25 protein-coding genes are annotated in these 23,607 nt (G+C 58.6%); 13 read left to right on the top strand and 12 right to left on the bottom strand.

Going from position 1 to position 23,607, the window contains the following annotated elements; genetic code table 11:
• Positions 1–284 precede the first annotated feature (284 nt).
• Positions 285–764, top strand: coding sequence for a GNAT family N-acetyltransferase (locus ACQ4OB_RS08120; protein WP_430955457.1), 480 nt, complete (start codon positions 285–287; stop codon positions 762–764).
• A 208-nt stretch (positions 765–972) separates the two neighbouring features.
• A complete protein-coding gene (locus ACQ4OB_RS08115; RefSeq protein WP_430955456.1) occupies positions 973–1,542 on the top strand; it encodes a DJ-1/PfpI family protein in 570 nt (189 codons plus the stop codon).
• A gap of 136 nt (positions 1,543–1,678) precedes the next feature.
• Here the strand turns inward: ACQ4OB_RS08115 and ACQ4OB_RS08110 are convergent, their stop codons facing one another.
• Both ACQ4OB_RS08110 and ACQ4OB_RS08105 read right to left on the bottom strand, forming a co-directional pair.
• Positions 1,679–2,731, bottom strand: coding sequence for an alpha/beta hydrolase family protein (locus ACQ4OB_RS08110; RefSeq protein ID WP_430955455.1), 1,053 nt, complete (start codon positions 2,729–2,731; stop codon positions 1,679–1,681).
• 67 nt (positions 2,732–2,798) lie between these two features.
• Complete coding sequence (locus ACQ4OB_RS08105) at positions 2,799–3,284, bottom strand: adenosine-specific kinase (RefSeq protein ID WP_074875910.1); 486 nt, start codon at positions 3,282–3,284, stop codon at positions 2,799–2,801.
• Positions 3,285–3,457: 173 nt separating this feature from the next.
• Between ACQ4OB_RS08105 and ACQ4OB_RS08100 the strand changes: the two genes are divergently transcribed.
• The 3 genes from ACQ4OB_RS08100 (at position 3,458) to ACQ4OB_RS08090 (ending at position 5,812) form a co-directional block, all read left to right on the top strand.
• Positions 3,458–3,658, top strand: a complete 201-nt coding sequence (locus ACQ4OB_RS08100) for a YbdD/YjiX family protein (RefSeq protein ID WP_074875912.1) — start codon at positions 3,458–3,460, stop codon at positions 3,656–3,658.
• 142 nt (positions 3,659–3,800) lie between these two features.
• On the top strand, positions 3,801–4,733 hold the full coding sequence (locus tag ACQ4OB_RS08095) for a GlxA family transcriptional regulator (protein WP_430955454.1): 933 nt from the start codon (positions 3,801–3,803) through the stop codon (positions 4,731–4,733).
• 104 nt (positions 4,734–4,837) lie between these two features.
• Positions 4,838–5,812, top strand: a complete 975-nt coding sequence (locus ACQ4OB_RS08090; RefSeq protein WP_430955453.1) for a nitrilase-related carbon-nitrogen hydrolase — start codon at positions 4,838–4,840, stop codon at positions 5,810–5,812.
• Positions 5,813–5,949: 137 nt separating this feature from the next.
• Here ACQ4OB_RS08090 and ACQ4OB_RS08085 read toward each other — a convergent pair whose 3' ends face one another.
• The 3 genes from ACQ4OB_RS08085 to ACQ4OB_RS08075 form a co-directional block, all read right to left on the bottom strand.
• The gene (locus ACQ4OB_RS08085; RefSeq protein WP_430955452.1) at positions 5,950–6,648 is read right to left on the bottom strand and encodes a dienelactone hydrolase family protein; all 699 of its coding nucleotides are present in this window, start codon (positions 6,646–6,648) and stop codon (positions 5,950–5,952) included.
• Between the two features lie 126 nt (positions 6,649–6,774).
• On the bottom strand, positions 6,775–7,290 hold the full coding sequence (locus ACQ4OB_RS08080; protein ID WP_430955451.1) for an HvfX family Cu-binding RiPP maturation protein: 516 nt from the start codon (positions 7,288–7,290) through the stop codon (positions 6,775–6,777).
• Between the two features lie 54 nt (positions 7,291–7,344).
• The gene (locus ACQ4OB_RS08075) at positions 7,345–7,563 is read right to left on the bottom strand and encodes an HvfA family oxazolone/thioamide-modified RiPP metallophore (RefSeq protein WP_074875921.1); all 219 of its coding nucleotides are present in this window, start codon (positions 7,561–7,563) and stop codon (positions 7,345–7,347) included.
• Positions 7,564–8,056: 493 nt separating this feature from the next.
• Between ACQ4OB_RS08075 and glsB the strand changes: the two genes are divergently transcribed.
• The 3 genes from glsB (at position 8,057) to ACQ4OB_RS08060 (ending at position 11,147) form a co-directional block, all read left to right on the top strand.
• Entirely contained in the window at positions 8,057–8,965 is a 909-nt protein-coding gene (glsB, locus tag ACQ4OB_RS08070; RefSeq protein ID WP_076031393.1) for a glutaminase B, read from the top strand.
• Between the two features lie 162 nt (positions 8,966–9,127).
• Complete coding sequence (locus ACQ4OB_RS08065) at positions 9,128–10,630, top strand: aldehyde dehydrogenase family protein (protein WP_430955450.1); 1,503 nt, start codon at positions 9,128–9,130, stop codon at positions 10,628–10,630.
• Between the two features lie 166 nt (positions 10,631–10,796).
• On the top strand, positions 10,797–11,147 hold the full coding sequence (locus tag ACQ4OB_RS08060; RefSeq protein WP_074875927.1) for a BON domain-containing protein: 351 nt from the start codon (positions 10,797–10,799) through the stop codon (positions 11,145–11,147).
• Positions 11,148–11,227: 80 nt separating this feature from the next.
• On the opposite strand, the gene ACQ4OB_RS08055 is transcribed toward ACQ4OB_RS08060, so the two are convergent.
• Both ACQ4OB_RS08055 and cynS read right to left on the bottom strand, forming a co-directional pair.
• Positions 11,228–11,887: a carbonic anhydrase gene (locus tag ACQ4OB_RS08055; RefSeq protein WP_430955449.1), complete on the bottom strand. Its 660-nt coding sequence runs from the start codon at positions 11,885–11,887 to the stop codon at positions 11,228–11,230.
• A 189-nt stretch (positions 11,888–12,076) separates the two neighbouring features.
• A complete protein-coding gene (gene cynS, locus ACQ4OB_RS08050) occupies positions 12,077–12,544 on the bottom strand; it encodes a cyanase (protein ID WP_074875931.1) in 468 nt (155 codons plus the stop codon).
• A 125-nt stretch (positions 12,545–12,669) separates the two neighbouring features.
• Between cynS and cynR the strand changes: the two genes are divergently transcribed.
• Positions 12,670–13,575 carry a transcriptional regulator CynR gene (cynR, locus tag ACQ4OB_RS08045; protein ID WP_430955448.1) on the top strand — a complete coding sequence of 302 codons (906 nt, stop codon included), beginning with the start codon at positions 12,670–12,672 and terminating at the stop codon, positions 13,573–13,575.
• On the opposite strand, the gene ACQ4OB_RS08040 is transcribed toward cynR, so the two are convergent.
• From ACQ4OB_RS08040 to ACQ4OB_RS08025, 4 genes are all read right to left on the bottom strand, one after another.
• Positions 13,561–13,863 carry a hypothetical protein gene (locus ACQ4OB_RS08040; RefSeq protein ID WP_074875934.1) on the bottom strand — a complete coding sequence of 101 codons (303 nt, stop codon included), beginning with the start codon at positions 13,861–13,863 and terminating at the stop codon, positions 13,561–13,563. The two genes, cynR and ACQ4OB_RS08040, sit on opposite strands and share 15 nt — an antisense overlap.
• Positions 13,864–13,987: 124 nt before the next feature.
• Entirely contained in the window at positions 13,988–14,317 is a 330-nt protein-coding gene (locus tag ACQ4OB_RS08035) for a hypothetical protein (RefSeq protein ID WP_074875936.1), read from the bottom strand.
• Positions 14,318–14,838: 521 nt separating this feature from the next.
• On the bottom strand, positions 14,839–15,360 hold the full coding sequence (locus ACQ4OB_RS08030; protein WP_074875942.1) for a GNAT family N-acetyltransferase: 522 nt from the start codon (positions 15,358–15,360) through the stop codon (positions 14,839–14,841).
• Positions 15,361–15,464: 104 nt separating this feature from the next.
• Positions 15,465–17,414 (bottom strand): DNA topoisomerase III, encoded by a 1,950-nt coding sequence (locus ACQ4OB_RS08025; RefSeq protein ID WP_430955447.1) that lies wholly within the window; start codon positions 17,412–17,414, stop codon positions 15,465–15,467.
• A 260-nt stretch (positions 17,415–17,674) separates the two neighbouring features.
• Between ACQ4OB_RS08025 and ACQ4OB_RS08020 the strand changes: the two genes are divergently transcribed.
• From ACQ4OB_RS08020 to ACQ4OB_RS08005, 4 genes are all read left to right on the top strand, one after another.
• Entirely contained in the window at positions 17,675–18,043 is a 369-nt protein-coding gene (locus tag ACQ4OB_RS08020; protein WP_430955446.1) for a DUF427 domain-containing protein, read from the top strand.
• 92 nt (positions 18,044–18,135) lie between these two features.
• Complete coding sequence (locus ACQ4OB_RS08015; protein ID WP_074875948.1) at positions 18,136–18,657, top strand: sigma-70 family RNA polymerase sigma factor; 522 nt, start codon at positions 18,136–18,138, stop codon at positions 18,655–18,657.
• Entirely contained in the window at positions 18,654–19,607 is a 954-nt protein-coding gene (locus ACQ4OB_RS08010) for a FecR domain-containing protein (protein ID WP_430955445.1), read from the top strand. The genes ACQ4OB_RS08015 and ACQ4OB_RS08010 overlap by 4 nt, the downstream gene beginning before the upstream one ends.
• Positions 19,608–19,712: 105 nt before the next feature.
• A complete protein-coding gene (locus tag ACQ4OB_RS08005; RefSeq protein ID WP_430955444.1) occupies positions 19,713–22,187 on the top strand; it encodes a TonB-dependent siderophore receptor in 2,475 nt (824 codons plus the stop codon).
• Positions 22,188–22,401: 214 nt separating this feature from the next.
• Here the strand turns inward: ACQ4OB_RS08005 and lldD are convergent, their stop codons facing one another.
• On the bottom strand, positions 22,402–23,544 hold the full coding sequence (gene lldD / locus ACQ4OB_RS08000) for an FMN-dependent L-lactate dehydrogenase LldD (protein WP_429533890.1): 1,143 nt from the start codon (positions 23,542–23,544) through the stop codon (positions 22,402–22,404).
• Between the last annotated feature and the right edge of the window lie 63 nt (positions 23,545–23,607).

The raw sequence follows: 23,607 nt of genomic DNA, 5'->3' as shown, positions 1-23,607 counted from the left end.
CGGTGCAGCCATTTGAGGAGCTTCCCGGACGATACAACTCTTGGAGTGTGAGGGTACTGGTGTCCATACCTGTGAACCACTTTATGCACTGAATGGGCTTGGAATTACATACATCATCGTAGGTTGGTACAAGGTAATTTCATCCGCCTTGACCGCTTCTGGTCGACTCCTGCCTGTCGTGACCGGCAGAAATCGGCCAACAGCGGTCGTATACGATGCGAGCTCGGTTGCCCCTTAATCTATCTTGTGAGAAGTTGAGTGACGCTAATCCATCAAGGAAGATCATGGACATTCGATCGACGGAAACAGAGGACTGGATGCGACTAAAGCAAGTCCGACTGGCCGCGCTTTTGGACGCGCCAACGGCATTTGGTGTCAGTTATCAAACTGCTGCCGCATACCCTGATGAACAGTGGAAAGTTAGAGCCTCATCAACCGGAACAGCATTTTGGCTTGCACTCGAGAAAGGTAGGCCCATCGGAATGATCGGTGCCGCAGTCAATAGCGCGCACCGCTTTAACTTGATAGGAATGTGGGTTGAACCCGCTGCACGGGGCTCGGGAGTGGCAACTCAGTTGGTAGAAGTTGTGAAAGCTCGTGCTATCGCGGAAGGCTTTGATCGCGTTTTTCTCGACGTATCACCCGACAATGCAAGAGCCTCGAGCTTCTATCTAAAACAAGGTTTTGCTTTCATGGATGAATGGGAGCCGTTAGAAAGTCATCCGCATATTACGGTTCAGACGATGCTCTGGATCGAAAACTGATTCACGAGTTCTCTATTAGTCGGATGTCCATTACAGGTCGGTTCCTGCCTGTCACAACAGACAGGAACCGGCCAATTTCCGCCGATGCTGACCGGCAGCAATGGGTCGGTTTCAGCCAGTCGTGAAAGGCAGAAATCGGCAAAAAACAGCCCCTGATGTATGTTTGTTGTCGCCATTTATTATTGGCACTCATGGAGGATTCTGACTGATGGCACGCGTGGGATTGATACTGACACCCGGTTTTGCGGACTGGGAATACGCTTTCATTGCTGGAACTGCGTCCCCGTTTTACGGGATCGACGTCAGGTTTTTCGCTCCTGTTGCGGGGCAGTTCCGCTCGCAAGGTGGATTGGCAGTAACGGTCGATAGCAGTTTGCAAGAATGTCTGGACTGGAAACCGGATGTTGTTGTCGTCATTGGAGGAATGGTCTGGGAGCGCGCAGAAGCACCGGATATCCGGGACTTTCTTCACGCTAGTCGTTCAAGTGGAGCGACAATTGCCGGTATTTGTGGGGGAACGCTGGCACTTGCCAGGGCCGGGCTTCTCGACACGGTTCCTCATACTTCAAACAGCGCTGATTTCTTAAAACAGCATGCCGTAGGTTATGAAGGGGGCACGCTTTATCAAAACAGTCCGGTCGCAGTGGTTGCAGACCGCATCATCACTGCTCCAGGCCCTGCACCCGTTAGTTTCACCTGCGCAGTGTTCGAAGGTGCCGGGCTATCTTCGGAAATCATTTCTCAGTTCAGGTCAATGTTGGCAGCGGAACATCGGTGATCGCTTGGTCGTAAAAACAGCCGATCCGATAAAAGGTGACGGATCTATTTAGCGAAAAAATAAATCTGTCACCTATTGAACGCTGAAACTACTCAAGCGGTTTTTTTGAACTGCGACAGTTTCTCGTACCCCGATTCTACAAACTGTCTTCTTTGTAGATAGACGACTGAAGAAACTCTGCTATCAGCGATGTAATTTGCTGTTGAATCTCCCCGCGCGGGCGAGCGTTGTCGCCATCTCGGCAAATGATGCCATCGCCTGGTACTTCTTCTTCAAGCAATGCCTGCGCGCCAGGTTTGCACACCGACAAGAAACTGAAATGGCTTGCGTCGCTGATTTCGACGTAGCGGCTTGATGCCGAAGGCAGGCGTTTGGCCAGATTGGCAGACTCCAACTCAGCGGGAAGCTCCTCCGACGGTACGCCGGCAGCGATCACCAGCGCGGGTACCGGCAGCGTTGCCAGGCTTTCATCGGTCATGCCCCGTGAAAGGCCCAGGTCCAAGGTAACCACAGCAGTGACGCGTTTATCGCGCCAATCGGCAGTCAACGCAGCCTTTGATTCCGAGGTGGTTGCGGGGTTTATCTTTGCGTAGACGGTGCAACTTGATAACTGCGGGTGGGCTTTGCAGTCATGGGCGAAGCGGTCTGGATCGAACCGGGCGCCGGCGATTTCCAGGGCGGTCCAGCCGCCGAGTGAATGGCCCACCACCGCAATTCGGTCATTGGCGACCAAGCCGAATTTTTCAGGTTGAGTAGTGACCCCATCAATAGCTCTGCGCAAATCAACGGGCCGCTGCCATAACTGCGCCGCTGCTGGAGGGCTACGGTCATGAGTGGTAGTGCCGGGGTGGTTGATTGCGGCGACGATGTAACCCCTATGAGCCAGAGCACTGGCAAGCCAGATCTGGTTGCTCCAGTTACCTCTGTACCCGTGGGAGAGCACCAGCAATGGATGCTTGCCAGCAGCAGGCGGCGCGTCGCGAACGGCAGAAGCCCCGACGAACACCGCATCATCACCAATCATTTGCGTGGCTGCGGTAGTTGCACTGGGGTACCAGACGACCATTTCTAGCGCACGGTCATTGTGCGAGTCCGCCAGTGTGGAAGCGTGGAAGCCGACAGGGTTCTCGTCAGCGAGTGCGAGAGTCGTCAGCCCGGTCAACAACAGGGCGCCAAAAGCTATTTTCAATGCCGTTTCTTCCTTGATTAGACAAGTGCATGGTATGAGTTCAGCGCCTGTTTATAACGCAAGGTGCTCAAAGTTTGTAGCCAATCTGCCGCAACAGGCTCTTGCGCCACAGGATGTCTTCCTCGCCTTCAATGTCACGGGCACAGAAGCCGTCCACCACGCCCAGAATCGCTCGCCCTTGCTCCGTCTCGACGAGAATCACTTCAGTCGGGTTGGCCGTTGCACAAAAAATACGGCACACCTCTGGAACCATTTTGACGGCGTTCAACACGTTTACGGGATAGAAGCCATCGTCGAGGAAAACGATGAAGCTATGGCCCGCGCCAATGGCTGTCGCATTCTTCTGGGCCAGTTCGATCATGGCGGTATCGGTGCCGGACCAGCGCACCAGGCATTTGCCGGAAGCTTCGCAAAAGGCCACGCCAAAGCGGATTCCCGGCACGGCATTGACCAACGCTTCGTGGATGTCCTCGACGGACTTGATGAAGTGCGTCTGCCCCAGAATGAAGTTCGTCGCTTCCGGTTTATCGATTTTCAACGTGCTGAGTTGCATCTCGAACGCCTCCTTCCACGATGTCGTTAATCTTCAGCCTAGCGTGAGAACGAGCCGGACGTTGATCGCCGCTGCGGTTGATACTTGAAAATACAAAAGACCCCGGTGCTGACACAGTGCAGATACATCAGTGCGCTTTCATGGGCCAGCCCCCACTCATAGAGAGAATTGCCATGTACCGCAAACTGCAGCAGGTCGCGAAGTTCCTCAGCCAGAGCGCCCGTTTGATGGTCGGAGTGCCCGATTACGATAACTACGTTGCGCAAATGGCGCTCAATCATCCCGGCGAGCCGGTCATGAGCTATTCAGCGTTTTTTCGAGAGCGTCAGGAGGCCCGTTTCGGCCGTGGAAAATGCAATACCCGTTGCTGCTAGAACTTCGCATAGTTCAACGCATCGACAATGGCCGAGCCGCCGATGCCGGTCAGCATCAGTACCTGATGACCATCTTGCGACGCGATGTCAGTGGCTGTTAAATCAGACAGACCACTTTTAAGGTCAAAAGAAAGCCGCCACCATGCACACCATCGGACTCATCGTTTACCCCGGTTTTCAGGTGTTGGGCCTGGCCATGTGCGCCACGTTCGAGTTGGCCAACATGGCCACCGACGAGCCGGCGTACAACATTGCCTTGCTGTCCGAGCACGGCGGCACGGTGCAGACTTCCGCCGGTTTTGGCGTGGAAACCACGGCGTTCGACCAGCGCTCGTTCGACACGCTGCTGGTGCTGGGTGACAACCTGATCCGCCCGGTATCCCCGGGCATGGTGGCGTTTTTGCGCAACGCCAGTCGGACCACCCGGCGTCTGGGCTCGATCTGCACCGGCGCGATTGCGCTGGCCGAGGCCGGGTTGCTCGACGGTCGGCGGGCGACCACTCACTGGTGTCACGCGCCGGCGCTGCAGAAGGCGTACCCGCAGGTGAAGGTCGAGGAAGACCGGATCTTCATCAATGACGGCAACATCTGGACGGCGGCGGGCATGAGCGCTTGTGTCGATCTGGCATTGGCCCTGGTTGAAGGCGACCTGGGCGTGGAAGTGGCGCGGCGGGTCGCCCGGCAATTGGTGGTGTATCACCGACGCGCGGGAGGGCAGTCGCAGTTTTCGGTAATGCTCGAACTGGAGCCCAAGACCGATCGCATCCAGGCCGCGTTGGCCTATGCCAAGCAGAACCTGAAATCCGCGCTGTCAGTCGAGGAACTGGCCAGCGCCGCCAACCTCAGCCCTCGGCAGTTCAGTCGCGTGTTCCATGCCGAAACCGGGCAATCACCGGCCAAGGCCATTGAAAACCTGCGGGTGGAGGCGGCGCGTCTGATGATGGAAACCGGCCGGCACCCCATCGACGTAGTGGCGACCGATACCGGTTTTGGTGATCGGGAGCGGATGCGTCGAGCGTTTATCCGTGCATTTGGCCAGCCGCCGCAGGTGATCCAGCGAGCCACTCGCGGTTGATGCTCGCAATGTCCTAAAAGGTGGTGTATTAGACATTTCGGCCTAAATATTATTGGCGTAATTTTGATCTCGAAGTAGTCCATTCCCTCAATGAGATCACCGCCATGACCCTCGTAAAAGCCGCCGCCGTCCAAATCAGCCCCGTTCTTTACAGCCGTGAAGGCACCGTCGACAAAGTGGTGCAGAAAATTCTCGAACTCGGCGAGCAGGGCGTGCAGTTTGCCGTGTTCCCGGAAACCATCGTGCCTTACTACCCGTACTTCTCGTTCGTTCAGTCGCCTTTCGAAATGGCGGCTGAACACCTCAAACTGCTGGATCAGGCCGTCACTGTTCCTTCGGCTGCCACCGAGGCCATCGGCGCCGCCGCCAGACAGGCCGGCATGGTGGTTTCAATCGGCGTCAACGAACGTGACGGCGGTACGCTGTACAACGCGCAGTTGTTGTTCGATGCCGACGGCAGCCTGATTCAGCATCGGCGCAAGATTTCCCCGACCTATCACGAACGCATGATCTGGGGCATGGGCGACGGTTCAGGTCTGCGCGCCACCGACAGCGCGGTAGGGCGCATCGGTCAGTTGGCGTGCTGGGAACATTACAACCCGCTGGCCCGTTATGCCTTGATGGCCGACGGCGAACAGATCCATGCGGCGATGTATCCAGGATCGTTTGCGGGGCCTTTGTTCGCTTCACAAATGGAAGTCAGCGTTCGCCAGCATGCGTTGGAGGCGGCGTGCTTCGTAGTCAACTCCACCGCTTGGCTGAACCCTGAACAACAGGCACAAATCATGGCCGACACCGGTTGCCCCATCGGCCCGATTTCCGGTGGTTGCTTTACCGCGATCATCAGCCCGGACGGCGTGGTGCTGGGCTCGCTGACCGAAGGCGAAGGCGAAGTGATCGCCGACCTCGACATGGGCCTGATCGACAGACGCAAACGCATGATGGATTCGCGCGGTCACTACAGCCGCCCGGAATTGTTGAGCCTGTTGATCGACCGTACACCGACGAGCCATGTGCATGAACGCAGTGCACATCCGAAGTTGATGGTGAGCGAGGTGGTAGAAGAAACCTGTCGTTAAGCGGCTGAGACCGTATCGACCCCATCGCGGGCAAGCCACGCTCCCACAGGGGAAATGCATTCCAATGTGGGAGCGTGCGATGCGATGATCCGACTTGCCCGCGATGGGGCCATTACAGGCGCTAAAAAACTCCGGCCTTACAGTTCCTGACCCAAAAAGATCAGCGTATTGCCATGGGCCTCTGCCGCTGCGCGTTGGTTGTAGCTGTCGCGATGCGAGCAGTTGAAGCCATGTTCGGCCTCCGGGTACACGACAATTTCGACGTTATCGTTGTTCTCGAAACGTTCGGCGATTTTCTCCACGGCTTCCAGTGGGATATGGCTGTCCTGTTCGCCGAAGTGCATCAGCAGCGGCACTTCGATTTCATCGGCGCGGTCCAGCTGATTCTGGATTCCACCGCCGTAATAGGCGATGGCCACGTCCACCAGCCCATTGGCGGCGGTGTGGTACGAGAGCAAACCACCGAAGCAGTAACCAATCGAAGCGATACCGCCGTCCAGCCCCGGTTGGGCTTTCAAGGTGTCGATGGCCAGTTCGATGTCGGTCTGTGCCTTGCCGACGTCGGTGGCGTTCATCAACTCGACGGCGCGTTTCCAGCCGGCCTCGTCGTAACCCAGTTCGATACGGTGGCCGTTGCGCCAGAACAGGTCCGGTGCAATCACCAGGTAACCGTCGGCAGCGTATTGTTCAGCGACCGAGCGGATGTGTTCATTCACGCCAAAGATTTCCTGGATCAGCACGATCCCCGGACCTTTGCGGGTATGCGGAATGGCCAGGTAAGCGCCGAATTTGCCGTCAGCGCTGTCGATCTCGATCCATTGGGTGGTCACGCTCATGGTGGCTCCTGTCTTCGCAAGTGAGTGGGGTGAAGGTTACTGGGCTGCGTAGTCTTGAGGCTTGGCAGCGCCTGCATACGTTTCCATCATTCGGCGAAGCCGTCCACTGCCAATACCGGTGGCGCTTCAACGCTTGTCGCGACGCCAGAAGACTCGAGCCAGCAGCGCATCGAGGCTGAGCTTGCCGGCACCCGAGAGCAACAGCGGCATAAAGGCCGCGAGATAGATCAGCGGCAGTTTGAAGTTGCCGTGACCTTTATTGCTGATGGCATAACCCTGAGCAAGCTCACTCAATGTAGACCAATCGGCCGGCCAGTGAACGGCGGCAGTCGCGACGACCGTGACCACGATCAAAATCAACGCCGAGATCCGGGTTCCCAGGCCGACCAGTATGGCCAGGGCACAGATCAGTTCAGCCCACATCGACAGTTCCCAGTTCAGCGTGGCTGGCACGTGGTTGAAGGGGAACGGGAAGTTGTCCTGAATATCGGCGAACCAGTTTTCGCCATTGAATTTTTCCAGGCCTGATTCGAAGAACTCCCAGGCGAGGAATACCCGCAGGGTCAGTGGCGCGATCCAGCTACCGACGCAGTCGAGCTTCAGATGCAAGCCTTTTACGGCCGACGAGAGTGAGGTGGTCATGGAGATCTCCGTTCAGTCAGGGAGGAGGGGCACCGCGGTGCCCCACGCAAAGGGTTACTTGCTGGCGCCGCACTTGCCTTCGCCGCATTTGCCTTCGCCACATTTACCTTCCGCCGGTTTTTCTGCCGAGTCGGCCTGGGCCTGGCTATAGCCGTGGGTCAGTTGTTTCATGCTGAACGCCTCGGACTCAGAGGCTGAAGCCGCGTTGGACAGGGCCAGGCCACCAGCGATGATCAGGCCGAGGGTCAAGGAAGAAGTCGAGAGTTTGAACATGGTGATACTCCGTAGCATTGAGTGAGTTGAACGCTTTGATTGGCGCGGCCAATCGACGGGCACAGTTCATCAAGCAGGTGTATCTGGGATGTGTCTTTGGCGAGGGGTTTTAGGGGCGGGGTGTGTCGGCAGGGGCGCTGTACACACTGTGATACGTAACCCTGAAATTTCTCGGCCAACCCGAAATCCTGTAGCAGCTGTCGAGCCTGCGCTCAGCTCTGTAGCAGCTGTCGAGCCCTAGCGAGGCTGCGTTCGGCTGCGAAGCAGCCGTAAACCCAGTGCACGCGATTAACCTGGACTACCGAGCCGCTGGATTTCACGACTGCTTCGCAGCCGAACGCAGCCTCGCTAGGGCTCGACAGCTGCTACAGGGGTAGTGTTTCAGTCGTGCAGATATCGCATGCTCCTGCAGGAAACTGTGATCCAGCACTGACCAGTGGCGTCTAGCGTCTGTGTCCCCGCGATCCCATGGGGCGAGACTTCGGAACCCGGCATGCAAGCGCTGTTGAACGAGATCCTTGACGCAGTTCGTCCCCTGATCGGCCAGGGCAAGGTGGCTGACTATATTCCCGCCCTCGGTACAGTGCCGGCCGATCAGTTGGGCATCGCGGTGTACGGCAATGACGGCGAACTGTATTGCGCCGGCGACGCCCATACGCTGTTCTCGGTGCAGAGTATTTCCAAGGTGTTCAGCCTGGTGCAGGCCATCGAACACTCCGGCGAAACCATTTGGACGCGCCTGGGTCACGAGCCTTCCGGCCAACCGTTCAATTCGCTGGTGCAACTGGAATTCGAACGCGGGCGACCGCGCAATCCCTTCATCAACGCCGGTGCGCTGGTGATCTGCGACATCAACCAGTCACGCTTTGCCGCGCCGGCGCTGTCGATGCGCGACTTTGTCCGTCGGCTGTCCGGCAACCCGCAAGTCATGGTAGATGGCAAGGTCGCCGAGTCGGAATACCAGCATCGCGCGCGCAATGCTGCGATGGCTTACCTGATGCAATCGTTCGGCAATTTTCACAACGATGTCGAAGCGGTGCTGCGCAGTTATTTCAGCCATTGCGCGCTGCGCATGAGCTGCGTGGACCTGGCGCGGGCGTTCTGTTTCCTGGCCAACGATGGTTTCTGCAAGCACAGCGGCGAACAAATCCTCACCGCGCGCCAGACCCAGCAAGTCAACTCGATCATGGCCACCAGCGGCCTCTACGATGAAGCCGGCAACTTTGCCTATCGCGTCGGTTTACCGGGCAAGAGCGGCGTGGGCGGGGGGATTGTCGCGGTGGTGCCGGGGCAATTTACCGTGTGCGTCTGGTCGCCGGAGTTGAACACCGCCGGCAACTCCCTCGCGGGCATGGCCGCGCTGGAGCTGCTGAGTCAGCGGATTGGCTGGTCGGTTTTCTAGGCACGGTACTGCCGCTCGACGGCCATCCTGGAAAACCGGAAATGCTTTTAGCGAGGAAACGGGCCGCCGGGTTTTCGATCAGTGGCCAGGCGTGCGGTTAATGACGCTCCAGGGATTTTCCTATACATTTTCCGGCCGCCCCCTGCATGGTGAAACCGCTTCATGTCTCTTGCGCTCGAACGTCTAGTCGCTGGCACAGCTATCCCTTTCGCCGGGAATCGTGTCTCTGTGGTCAGCCCCGAATTGGCCGCGCGTTTTCAGCCCGGGGACCATTTGCTGGTGGAGCAGGTCAGCGGCGAATTGTTGCTGATTCCGGTAGTCGACCAGCAAGCGGCGGCCATTGCAATCGAGCGGGCGGAAGCGGCTTTCAGCGCAATATCCGCGGTTTCCGATCAAGCCATCAGCGAGTTCTTCGATCGCTTCGCCCAACGCCTGGAAGACCCTGCCTGCTGGGCTTTGATCGAAGCCGCCAACCTGGCCGATATCGAACGAGCCAAGGCCCGCGGGCGCTCCACCACGCGCCTTCTGGCGGATGAACGCATGCGCCGCGACATGATCGCCGGCCTCAGGGCCTGGCGCGATGCGTCGGCTACGCGCGGCAAGGTGGTCAGTTGCGTCGAGCATGACGGCTGGAAAGTCGAGCAAGTGGTTTCTCCGCTGGGCATCGTCGCGTTCGTCTTCGAAGGCCGGCCGAATGTTTTCGCCGACGCCGCCGGTGTGTTGCGCACAGGTAACACAGCGGTGTTGCGAATCGGCAGCGATGCGTTGGGCACGGCGCAAGCCATCGTCACCCACGCGCTGAATCCGGCACTGAGCGACGCAGGGTTGCCTGCCGGCGCGGTGTCGCTGGTAGAAAGCGTCAATCACGCGGCCGGTTGGGCAATGTTCGCCGACCGACGCCTGTCACTGGCGGTGGCCCGTGGCTCGGGGCGCGCCGTCAGCCAGTTGGGCAGCATCGCCCAACAGGCCGGCACCGCCGTCAGCCTGCACGGCACCGGTGGCGCCTGGCTGATCGCCGACAAGGATGCCGATGCCCAGCGCTTTGCCGCGGTAGTGCGCAACTCGCTGGATCGCAAAGTCTGCAACACGATGAACGTCTGCCTGATTCACCGTGACCGTGTCGCACAACTGTTGCCGCTGTTCCTCGACGCGCTGCAACAGGCCGGCACCGCTCGCGGGCAGGGCTGCAAATTGCACATTGCCGAAGGCAGCGAGCAATACCTGCCGACCGATTGGCAGACCGCCAGTGTTGAGGTGTACCGCGCCGAAGGCTATCAGACCGAAGCGTTGGCCGAACCGCTGCCCGAGGACCAGTTGGGCCGCGAGTGGGAATGGGAAGAAACCCCGGAAGTCAGCCTGAAGATTGTCGATGACCTGGACAGCGCCATCGCCTTGTTCAATCGCTATAGCCCGCAGTTCACCGTGTCGCTGATCAGTGAAGATGCAGCGGCTCAGGACCGCTTCTACAACGCGGTCAACGCACCTTTTGTCGGTAACGGGATTACCCGCTGGGTCGACGGACAGTACGCACTGAACAAGCCGGAACTGGGGCTTTCGAACTGGGAGAGCGGTCGCCTGTTTGCTCGTAGTGCGATTCTCTCGGGAGATGGGGTGTTCACGATCCGCAGTCGCATGACCCAGATGGATCTGTCGGTCAAACGCTGATCCAGCACCACGATCCCAGTCAACGGCCGCACTATACTTAATGTGCGTCCGTACGGGCGTGGCGAGCACTCCAAACGAATCAGATGTCCATAACGCTCGCCCGAGCGTCAAGGTTGCACCGCCAAGGGACGGGCAGTGCACCAGATGACGGAGAGAGGGTTACACCATGAAACTTCATTCCTTCCAACAATACTCTCATGATCTGGAAAGGGGCGTTCACGACACGTGGATTACCGCCAGGGTGAAGTCAGCCCTGGCAATGGCCGAACCCAGCTTTGGCCTGCAAATCCATGTGAAAACCCATGGGGGGACGGTGGCATTGAGCGGTCGCGTCAACACCCACAAACAGTGTGAGCGGGCGGTTGCTTTGGCCCGTTCGGTTCCGGGGGTTGTCGAAGTGGATGCCAGAGACTTGCTGACTCACGTGTTCACGCCAGGCAGTACTCAACAACCACCCAACGCGGAAGAGGCCCCTGAGAGTCGGCCACAATCGTCAACAAGGATCGACGATAAATAACCCGGTCGATGGTGTCAGTGCAACGCTCCCGTGAGCCGGGAGCGTTGCGTCGATCGTCTATCTGCCAATGGATACACACTTCAGGCTGCTTCTATGGCTCGGGCTTGAAGGGCGCAGGTGTCCGGATACTCGGCGAGCGCCACAAAACGGTGGCTGTCGGCATCCAGTGCCTCGATGGAACCGGTCTCGATGTCGTAGACCCAACCATGCAAATTCAACAGGCCTTTCTCCTGAGCCAGGCGCACGCTCGGATGCGTCTGGATATTGGCCAGTTGCGCGATGACATTCTCCCGAACCATTGAACTCACCTTCGCCGCTTCATTGGCGTGCGGACGCGATTCGTTGATGACTTTCGCTGACTCGGCGTGTTGCAACCAGCCGCTGACGGCGGGCAAGTGGTCCATGCATGTGCACTTGGCGACGGCGGTCATGGCGCCACAGTCCGAGTGCCCGCAGATCACAATATCGGTGACTCCAAGCACCGCGACCGCATATTCGACCGTAGCCGACACACCGCCGGGGTGAGGGCTGTAGGAGGGCACGATGTTGCCGGCATTGCGGATCACAAACAGTTCACCGGGTTCTTGTTGGGTCAGCAGTTCTGGCACGACACGGCTGTCGGAGCAGGTGATGAACAGCGTGCCCGGATGCTGGGTGGTGGCCAGGTGCTTGAACAGGTCGGTGCGTTGTGGAAAGGCGTCTTTCTGGAACTTCAAAAAACCTTCGATGAGCGCTTTCATGGCGATGTCCTCTACGTGAATCAAATGATTGTTTTGTAGCAGCTGCCGAGCTTGCGAGGCTGCGTTCGAGGACGTAGTCCTCGCCAGATCCAGGCGACTGCTGCGCAGCCGAACGCAGCCTCGCAGGCTCGGCAGCTGCTACAGGGAATCGTGTGTCACAGGTGGAAACTCGACTCGCCTGTCATCCGTTTAGAACGGACGCAGTGGCAGGAACTTGCCGTCGAGGGTGATCACCGCGCGGGAGCCGCCTTCCGGGTCTTCGACTTTTTTCATGTCGAGCTTGAAGTTGATTGCACTGATGATGCCGTCGCCGAATTGCTCATGAACCAGGGCTTTGAGGGTGGTGCCGTAAATCTGGATCATTTCGTAGAAGCGGTAGATGGTCGGGTCGGTCGGGACACCCGAGAGGCTGCCGCGCAACGGGATGATCTGCAGGCGGGCAACGGTGTCGGCGTCCAGGTCCAGCTTCTCGCCAATCACTTTGGCGGCGCTTTCCGGCAGCGGGTGCTGACCGAGCAGGGCGGCAGTGACGTAGGCCAGCCCGAGGCCGGTGCCGTCAGTCAGGTCCTGCCATGACAGGTTTTTGCGCGCTTTTGCATCGAGGATCGACGTGGTCAGGGCCAGGCTTGGGTCGCTGTAGGCGTGGGACTGTTGCATGGTGATTCTCCTGTCGGGAGTGAGGTTGCTTGGGTGTGGAGCCATCTTCTGCCGATCGATCCATAGCGTCCAAGACCGATATACAATGCAGCGCATAAGCACAGCCTATAGATGGTGGTTTCCTCATGCTGCTCCGACATTTGCGCTATTTACTGGCGGTCGCCGACCACGGCGGTTTCACCCGCGCCGCCGAGGCACTTCACGTTTCGCAGCCGACCCTGTCCCAACAGATCCGGCAACTGGAAGAAACCCTGGGCGTCAGCCTGTTCGATCGAACCTCGCGCACGGTGAAACCCACCGATGCGGGAGAGGCCTACATCGAATGTGCTCGTCGGGTGCTGGTGGAACTGGAGGCAGGCAAACGTGCGCTGCATGACGTAAAGGACTTGTCCCGAGGCACCCTGCGACTGGCCATGACCCCAACGTTCATGGCGTACCTGGTGGGGCCGCTGGTGCGCGATTACCTGACGCGGTATCCAAACATCCATCTACAGATTTTCGAGCTGTCGATGGATGACATCGAGGCGGGGCTGGTGGATGACTCACTGGACATCGCCATCGCGTTTACCCAGGTCAGAAATGCTGACATCGAGTCGATCCCGGCGTTTACCGAGACCTTGGGCGTCATGGTGGGGCGTGATCACCCGTTATACGAAAGCCAGGTCGCGTTGTCCGCGCAAGAGGTCGCGAAACTGGAGTTTGCGTTGTTGACCCCCGATTTCGTTACTCGTACCCGCATTGATGAGTACTTTGCCCAGGAGCAAATCACGCCGAAGGTGGTGATCGAGGTCAATTCGGTGAGTACCTTGCTGGAAGTCATTCGGCACACGGCCATCGCCACCATTCTTCCTGAGCCCATTGCCACCGAGGACCGGGCGTTGCGCAAAATCCCGTTGTTGGGCGAGTCGCCCAAACGAGGGGCCGCGCTGCTTCGACGCAAAAACAACTATCACAGCGCAGCGTCGGTGGCTTTTATGGAGCTGGTGTTGGGTGCGGCTGCCGGTGAGTCGACGACGTCAGTCTTCTATTAATTCACACACACCATTGGGCGCCTTGCCCGTGGAGGACACCGTGACCGAGTCGTCATCGGAGAGAGTGATCGAGATGATGACGCCCGAACCCCTGGCTTCGAAACGGCGATCGTCAATGGCTTTGGTCTCGGCTTCCTTGCTATTGATCAACACCGGTCCGTCCTGATCCGCATGAACAATGATGTTGCCGGGGCAGTCAGCATCGAACAACGGCACGCCGGTGACGGTGTTTGCATGGGCAGCACTAGCCATTACGAGTAACAGCAAGCCTGTCAGTTGTATGTTCATCACAAACCTCCAATGATCCAGTGCACACGGTTAACGATAGCGGTGTTTGGTGCGCATGAGGCAAACAAAAAGGCCCCGCTCGATGTAACGAGCGAGGCCTTTTTATGGATGGGGTGTGCAGGTGTCAGTAGAACCGGTCAATCACCCGAACTTCGTTCTGGTTCTGCATCGAGGCCCACGCCTGTTTCAGCGTTTGCAGAACGTTACCGATGAAGTCCTTGTCAGCCGCGGCTTTCTTGCCGACATAGCCTTGGCCGCGACGGTACATCTTCAGTCGGGCGAGCAGGTTCTGGTTGTTCTTGTCGAACTCCGCTTCATGAGCGTGAGGCGACAGGCAGTCGATATGCACCTGGCCCGACTTGCTGATCCACAGAATATGGCTGTCATGGCTGTCTTTTTGCGCAGCGAACAGATGAGCCAGTTCATCGATAGTGGGTTGATTGTTCAGATTCATAGTAAGCCCCTTGACCATTTGGTGATCTTTCAAAGTTGATTCGCTAATACAGGTAGCCCATCGGTTAGTTGATCCCTGGCACCGAAACCAGGACGTCAGCAGTCAGCCGCCAAATTGACGGGGTCCCGCGTCTGTTGCATGTAGTCGTGTTGAATAACTGCTACGCAATAGCGTCACAACGAGGAGAAGCAGCGAAAACCTTCAGGCCACTGCCAACCTTTTAAGGGGTCGGTCACAAGCTTCATGAGGATTGATCGCCAGCGCTTCTCGTCCTTGTACTGGACGTTCAGGCCAGGTCAGCTTCTTCAATCTGCCTTGTGGGCAGCGTGTATCCGGGAAAAACAGCTCGGCGGTCAGACGAGCTTGCTCAAACGTGTTGCCTGTACTCCCGATCGGGGAGACGTCTGCATCATGCAAGGGCAAATCGGAGGCGTCAACGGTTTTGTAGTGATTATTTTTGGTCACTACATATTGTCGGACAAAGTTGTTTGGAATTAAAAAGCGCTAGGGGAACGCGCCAGTCAGGACGATGGCAGCGATGTCTGGAATCGGTAAACGGTGCAGGGATAACCGTCTACCGGCTGCTGATGCAGGGTGAACTCGCCATGGGTGAGATCAGGCAGGACCCGAGCCCAGAACCGCTGCGCAGGTTGATTCACGTCGAGGTGGAAAATTTGCCATTGACCGGGGAACCGGCTCAAGAGGGCGGAAACGACAAACTTCGCGACGCCTTGGCCACGAAAGCGTCGACTGACAAAGAAGTAGCCGATGTTGTACTCGGCGCCGGGAACTTGGGTTTCATCATCCACCGTCACGAAACCGGCCAATTCTCCATTAACCTTGATCAAAAACGGCCGGGTGGCGGGGTTGCGCCAGTAGCCCGGTTTGGGCTGAGCGTTGAAGAAGCCATGCTCACCGAGCTTCAGCGGCAGCCACTCGCTGAAGTCATACAGGTAGAACTGCATCAGGTTTTCAATCGTTTCCAGTTCGTCGCGCTGTGCGGCGTGCAGTTCAATCAAGGGCTGGCTGCTGATTGTCGCCATGATCGTACCTCGCAGAAAGCAGGGTTGTTGCCTGGTGCGTAACTTGGGGAGTATCTCAGCTGACTCTGAAGAACATAGTCCATTCAGGCTCGCTCGAAATCCCCTCAGGTCTTGCTCGCCGGTTTTGCCGCGCGTTTGGTACCCGTCGAGGGCTTGCGTTTGGCGGGCTTGCGTTTGTTTTTCCACGGTGTTGCACCGCGCCCGGCGGGGCTTGCCGGTCCGCTGATGGTCAGGCTCAGCCCGGCGCAACGGGCCACCTGTTTGCTCATCCACGCGGCCTGTTTGGTGACGAATTCTTCCAGGCTCATCTCGCCGCTCTGCACCATGTCCAGCGCTTGCTCCCAAATGGCTGTGGTGCCCGGGTCGGCGATGGCTCGCGGCACGGCATCGATCAGGCTGAACGCGGCCGGGGTGGCGGCCAGGGCCTTGCCGTTCTTGATCAGATAACCCCGGTCGAGCAGGCCCTGGATGATCGAAGCGCGGGTCGCTTCAGTGCCGATGCCGGTGGTGTCCTTGAGTTTCTGTTTGAGCAGCGGATCTTCCACCAGTTTGGCGACGTTCTTCATCGCCTTGATCAGGTCGCCTTCGGTGAACGGTTTGGGTGGTTGCGTCCAGAGGTCCTTGAGCTTGACGTCGGCCACTGCGCAGTCACGTCCTTCAGCCAATGCCGGCAATGTTTGCGGCGGCGGTGCTTCCCGGCCCTTGGCCGGGGCGAGGGCCTCGGGCAGGGCGCGTTTCCAGCCGGGCTCGACGATCTGCTTGCCGACGGCACGCAAGGCTTCACCGGCGCAGTCGAAGTCGGCCTGGGTCCTGTCGTATTCATGGTTGGGCAGAAACTGCGCCAGGTAACGCGCGCGGATCAGGGTGTAGACCGCCCGCTGCTTGCCCGCCAGCCGCTCGAGGTTTTTCGCCGCAGCGGTGGGGATGATGCCGTGGTGAGCGCTGACCTTGGCGTCGTTCCAGGCCCTTGAGCGACGCTGGGGCTCGAGGAAATCGTTCAAGGCGTTCAGCGCCGGATCAGCCTGCCTCAGCGCAGCAAGTATGCCCGGAGCTTCGCTGTGCTGACTCACGGGCAGATAACCGCAGTCGCTGCGTGGATAGGTGATGACCTTGTGGGTTTCGTACAGCGCCTGGGCGATGTCGAGGGTTTCCTGGGCGCCGAGCCCGAGCTTCTTCGAGCAGACTTCCTGCAAGGTGCCCAGATCGAAGGGCAGGGGGGCCACTTCGCGCATTCGCTCGGTACGCAGTTTGATCACCCGGGCACTCGCCGCAATGCCGATTGCCGCCGCTGCTTGCTGCGCCAACGCCTGATTCAGGCAGCGATCCTGATCGTCGCAAACCTCTGAGGCTGCACGCCACTGGGCGGTGAACGTAGTGCCGTCGTGCAGCAGTTGCACATCGATGGCCCAATAGGCGACTGGCACGAAATCGGCGATGCTGCGATCGCGATCCACCACCAGGCGCAGGGTCGGCGTTTGCACCCGACCGACCGGCAATACGCCCTGATAACCGGACTGACGCCCCAACAGCGTGAACAGCCGACTCATGTTCATCCCGATCAGCCAGTCGGCCCGCGAGCGCCCGAGTGCCGAATGGTAAAGGCTAAAGGTCTCTGCCCCCGGCTTCGGTGCCGCCAATGCCTTGCGGATCGATGCATCGTCCAGCGCCGACAGCCATAGCCGCTGGATCGGCCCGCGATAACGGCAATGCTCCACCAGTTCCCGGGCGATCATCTCGCCCTCACGGTCGGCGTCGGTGGCGATCACCAGTTCGCTGGCCTCGCCGAGCAGCCGCTTGACCGCTTTGTATTGGCTGGCCGTACGCGGCTTGACGGTCATTTTCCACTTCTCTGGAATGATCGGCAGGTCCGCCAGCACCCATCGCTTGTAACGCGCGTCATAGGCGTCGGGCGGCGCGGTTTCCAGCAGATGGCCGATGCACCAGGTTACCGTGACGTCCGTTCCCAGCCAGCAGCCGTCGCCACGACGCCTGGCGCCGAGGACGGCCGCAATGTCTTTGGCCTGGGAAGGTTTTTCACAGAGGTACAGCCGCATAACCACCATCGCTCATCAACTGTCGAGAGGTGCACAGGATGGCGGCTGAAGAGCGATGGGGCAATCTTTATCTGTATGGATGTACAGTTGGTGCGTTGCGATTCATTGCACAGACTTCTCAGCCCACTGATCGCTATCGGCGAGGAGGCTCTCTCCCGTTCGGCTGCGAAGCCGTCATGAGTGCAAAACATGAGGTATACCTAATAAATCGCGCATCGCTCGCACCTGCAGGTCCATCACCGTCATGAGGAACGTATTTCATGAAAAGCACCGGTCCTAGTCCTGTCATCACCATTGCAGAGCAGCCGGGCTGCCTGCTTGTGAAGTTTCACGGCATCCAGGTGGCCGCGTCCGCACGAGCGCTGGTGTTGCTCGAGGCCAACTACCCTCCGGTGTATTACGTACCGCGTGAAGACATCGATGAAAAGTACTTTGCCCGCACCGATCACACGAGTTATTGCCCCTATAAGGGCGATGCCAGCTATTTCAGTCTGCAAATCCCGGGACATGAGGGCGCTAACGCGGTGTGGAGCTATGAAGACCCCAAAGTGTCGGTCGAGCAGATTCGCGGCTATATGGCCTTCTATCCCGATCAAGTCACGTTTGAGGTGCTCAAGGACTTAGAGTGAGAGGGTGGTTTTTGCCTAAGGTGGCTATTGCCAATCACCGCCTGCACGGATGACAATGCGAGTCATTATCACTCGCGAATTATTCTATTGTCATGACCGTCAACGATTTGTCCCTGCGCAGCGCTGTCAATGATCTGTATTGCGACCATCACGGTTGGCTCAACGGCTGGCTGCGCAAACGGCTGGGCAATGCCTTCGATGCGGCGGACCTGGCGCAGGACACCTTCGTCCGGGTCATCAAGGCGCGCAACGCGCTGGAGATTCGCGAGCCGCGACCTTACCTGTCAATGATCGCCAAGGGCTTGCTGATCGATCTGTTCCGTCGGCGCTCGCTGGAGCAGTCCTATCTGGAAGCCTTGGCCGCCATGCCCGAATGGCAACAGCCCTCGTTGGAGGAACAGGCGATCCTGTTGCAGGCCCTGATGGAAATCGACCGTTTGCTGCAAGGGCTGGGGCCGAAGGTCAAGCAAACGTTCATCCTGTCTCAGTTCGATGGCCTGACCTATCCGCAAATTGCCGAGCGCCTGAGTGTCAGCGTGCGCACGGTCAACAATCACATGGCCAAGGCCATGGAACATTGCTGCCTGATGCAGATCCGGTTGCAGCTCGCATGAGCCTGTCGCCCGTCGAGTTAAAGGCGATCAGCATCGCCGCCCGGTGGTACGCCCGGCTGCAGTCCGGCGTCGCGACCGATTCGGATCGTGCGGCGTGGAATGACTGGCTGGTTGCTGATCCTGCACATCGCCAGGCCTGGCAGCGCATGGCCGTTGTCGGCGAGCAGATGAGCAGCGTGCCGGGCGCCCTGGCTTCGCCGGCCTTGCGGGGGGCCGAGCGATCCCGCCGCCAGGTATTGCGCAGTGTGTTGGTATTGGCGTCGGCCGGTTCGCTGGGCTGGTCCGGATGGCGCAGTGAAACAACCCAAGACCTGCTTGCCGATTTCCGCACCGCCGTGGGTGAGCGCCGGGAGTTTCGTCTGGCGGATGGCAGTTCGTTGCTGCTGAACACCGACACCGTGGTCAACCTGCGTTTCGACACTCATCAACGCGTGCTGGAACTGTTGCGGGGCGAGATTCTCGTCACCACCGCTGTCGATCCTTCGCAGCGGCCGTTCAAGGTGGTCACCCGCCATGGCGAGGTGCTGGCGCTGGGGACGCGTTTTATCGTTCGGTCCCAAAGTGAGAGTGGCGAGGTGGCGGTGCTTGAGAAAGCGGTGGAAGTCACCTCTGGCGGTGGATCGACCGTGCGCCTCGAAGCTGGCCAGGCTATCGGCTTCAATGCCATCTCGCTGGGGACGGTACGGCGCAACGATGCATCGGCAGGCGCGTGGCAGCGAGGCAGTATCATCGCCATCGATCGTCCCTTGGACGAGTTGTTGGCCGACCTTTCGCGCTATCGCACCGGGGTGCTGCGTTGTGATCCGCGCATTGCCAATTTAAGGGTGTCTGGCGCGTTTCCCATCGATGACACCGACCTGGCGCTGGCCGCGCTGGAGAGCGGTTTCTCCCTTCGCGTCAGCCGATACAGCCGTTACTGGGTCACTGTTTCGGGTAGCGATTTGCAGTAGCGCACGCAGCGCACAAAAAGTTTTGTTGCCTTTGCACTTTTCATACACATCGTTCGGCTCATCCCTCAGTGAGTTTTTATTGATTGGTTTTGGGGGAGGGTAAGCATGTCTCGGGTGTACACGCCAGGTCGTCTGGCGATTGCAGTGAAGGTCGGATTAGTCGTGGCAACGTCGATGTGCGTATGGCCAGTTGCAGCGACCGCAGCCCCGGCGCAACAACAAAATTCGGTGCAGTCCTTCGACATTGCGCCTGGCAGCCTGACCGAAGTCCTCAGCCATTTCGCCAGTGCTGCGGGTGCCGCCATTTCCTTTGATGCGCGACAAACCGAAGGGTTGAAATCTCCCGGGCTCAAAGGTGCGTTCGGGGTCAGTGAAGGCTTCGCGCGCATTCTTGGCGGCAGCGGCCTGCAAGCCAATCCCCAGGCCAATGGCACTTACGTACTGCGGCCAGTTCCCGCTGCCGGTTCGGCGCTGGAGTTGGGTGCTACCAACATCAATGGGCAGATGCTGGGCGCGACTACCGAGAACAGCGGCTCATACACGACGGGAGCGGTGACTATCGGCAAGGGTGAGCACTCCCTGAAAGAGACACCGCAATCGATCACGGTGATGACCCGCAAGATGCTCGATGACCAGAACCTCAACACCATCGATCAGGTCATGGAAAAGACCCCGGGCATTACCGTCTACGACTCGACCATGGGCGGCAAATATTTCTATTCGCGCGGGTTCCGGATGTCGGGCCAGTACCAGTACGACGGCGTGCCGCTGGATATGGGCAATCTCTATGTCCAGGCCGACAGTTTCAGCGGTGACATGGCGTATTACGATCGGGTCGAAATCCTGCGGGGGGCCGCGGGGATGATGAAAGGCTCGGGTGGCACCGCTGGCGGGGTGAACTTCGTTCGCAAGCGCGGTCAGGCCGATCCACATACCGACATCACGCTGTCCGGCGGCAGCTGGGACAACTATCGTGGACAGGTCGACACCGGTGGCCCGCTGAATGAGTCCGGCACCATTCGCGGACGCGCCGTCGTCGCCGAGCAGAGCCGACACTATTTTGTTGACGACGCCAGTCGCAAGGACCAGGTGTACTACGGCGCGCTCGACGTCGATCTGAATCCCGATACAACCCTCGGCCTGGGCGTTGCCTATGAAGACATCGACGCCAGCCCTTGCTGGGGCGGCCTGCCGCGTTACAAGGACGGCAGTGATCTGAAACTCAGTCGCTCGACCTGCCTCGACCCTTCCTGGAACACCTGGCGCAGCCAGCGAACCACCGTCTTCAGCGACCTGAAACATCAGATCAATGAAGACTGGGCGTTGAAGGTCGCCAGCGTTTATACAAAGAACACTCAGGACATCAAATACGCGTTCGCCTCCGGATCGGTGACACCCGGCGTAGGCACCACCGGCGTCCTCGGTAGCATGTACGACTACGATCAGGTCGATTACGGACTTGACGCGTACGTGGATGGCAAGTTCGGCGCGTTCGGTCAGCAACATGAATTGGTGGTGGGGTTCAACGCCAGCCATTCGAAAAAAGACGACTTCTACTCGGTGGCGTTTCTGCCGCAGCGACAGAATGTGTTCAATCCCGACAAGCATATTCCGGAGCCGGACGACAGTTACTTCATCGACAACTCGTCACGCGGTGGGCCGGTCAATTCAGTCATCCGGCAGAAGGGCGTTTACTCTACGTTGCGCCTGAAGCTGGCGGATCCTCTGACCCTGGTGGCTGGCAGTCGGGTGAGTTGGTACAGCTCAGACACCGATTCGGTGTTCATTAATTCCGGCACCTCGGAACACTCCAGCACTACGGAGACGGGCCAGGTCACGCCGTTTGCCGGCCTGCTGCTGGACCTGAACGAAAACCTGACGGCCTACGCCAGCTACTCGGATATTTTTACCCCGCAAGGCAATTTTCGATCGGAAGACGGGTCCGCTCTCAAACCGCTCGTAGGCCAGAGCTATGAGTTGGGCATCAAGGGCGCCTGGTTCGACGGTCGCCTGAACAGCTCTTTCAACCTGTTCCGGACTATCCAGAAGGACCAGGCGCAGACTGACTACAACTCAAGTTGCCCGTCATCGGATGGCTACTGCTACGTCAACGCCGGAAAAGTTCGCGCCCAGGGTTTCGAGGCCGAGATCAGTGGTGAAGTCATCGAGCGACTCCAATTGCTCGCGGGTTACACCTACACGCAGACCAAGACCCTCGACGACATCGACACCAGTCTCAATGGCGCAGCGTTCAACAGTTATGTGCCTCGGCATGTGTTGCGCATGTGGGGCGATTATGCCCTGAGCGGGTCACTCGAGCGGTTCACTGTCGGTGCTGGGGTCAACGCGCAGAGCGATAACTTCCGGGTGTCTCCGGTCAGCGGGGAAAAGATCAGCCAGTCGGGTTATGCGATCTGGAACGGTCGCATCGGCTACCGCATCGATGACACCTGGTCGGTGGCGTTGAACGGCAACAACCTGTTCGACAAGCGTTACTACGCCACTATCGGTACCGAGACCTTCGGTAATTACTACGGTGATCCTCGCAACTTCATGGTGTCGGTCAAGGCGAGTTTCTGACGGTGATGGTGATGCTGTTCACTTGATGTTGGGGGCATATCCGTTTCTTCGGTCACGGCTGCTTAAAGCGTACGCATTCCCCCTGTGGGAGCGAGCCTGCTCGCGAAGGACGTGAACGATAACGCGTGCAGTCTGAATGAACGCGGTGTCCGGACGTTTTTCGCGAGCAGGCTCGCTCCTACAGATACCGCGCCAGGCTTTGGCTTTTGATCTCTCATCGAACAGCATCCACCAGCGTGGATTCATCAATCTGGCTAATCGAGGTCACCCCGGTCAAGGTCATGGCGACGCGCATTTCCTTGGCGAAGATATCCAGCATATTTTCCACCCCGCGTTGACCATCGGCGGCCAGTGCATAGGCCATGGAGCGCCCCAGCAATACGCCTTTTGCGCCCAGCGCCAACATCCGTACGACATCAAGTCCCGAGCGGATTCCCGAGTCGACCAGCACCGTCAAATCATTACCGATGGCTTGCATGATGGGCGGCAATGCCTTGGTGGTGGAGAGCACGCCGTCCAGTTGTCGCCCACCGTGGTTCGACACGACAATGCCATCCGCGCCAAAGCTGACCGCGTCCCGGGCGTCCTGAGGATCAAGAATGCCTTTGATGATCATCGGGCCTTTCCAGAACTCACGAATCCACTCCAGATCACTCCAGCTGATCGAAGGGTCGAAGTTGTTGGCCAGCCAGCCCATGTAGTCTTCGAGCGTGACGGCCTTGCCAAGGTACTTCGAGATATTGCCCAGGTCGTGTGGACGCCCCATGAGGCCGACGTTGAATGCCCAGTCGGGTTTGGTCATGGCCTGAAGCATTCGCCGCGATGATGCAAAAGGGCCTGACATGCCCGAATGTGCATCCCTGTATCGGGCGCCGGGCGTGGGCATGTCCACGGTAAATACCAGGTTTTTCACACCGGCGGCCTTCGCCCGTTCCAGTGCATTTTTCATGAAACCTCTGTCCTTCAACACGTACAGCTGAAACCAGATGGACTGTTGGCTTTGTGCCGAGACTTCCTCGATCGAGCACACCGAAACCGTTGACAGGCAAAGCGGGATGCCTTTGTTCTCCGCTGCTTTCACCGCCTGCACCTCGCCACGACGGGCGAACATGCCCGTCAGGCCGACCGGGGCCAATATGATGGGCATCGAAAGCGGTTGGTCGAAGAGAGTGGTTTCAAGGCTCAGGGTTTCGACGTTTTTCAGAATGCGCTGACGCAGGCTGATGCCGGTCAGATCAGCGCTATTGGCCCTCAGCGTATGCTCTGCGTAGGCGCCGCCATCAATGTAATCAAACAAAAAACGCGGGAGTTTGCGACGTGCTGCCTCGCGATAGTCAGATGCGGATGAAATGATCATGGTGCCTCGGTCTGTGAGTGGCGGGGCGATGGTTTCGTCGAGCGTAGAGCCAGATTAACGAAA

The organism is Pseudomonas sp. ES4 (genome assembly GCF_050586665.1).
Classification (GTDB): domain Bacteria; phylum Pseudomonadota; class Gammaproteobacteria; order Pseudomonadales; family Pseudomonadaceae; genus Aquipseudomonas; species Aquipseudomonas frederiksbergensis.
Note: the sequence above shows the minus strand (reverse complement) of the source record. Positions and strands in the feature narration are given on the sequence as shown.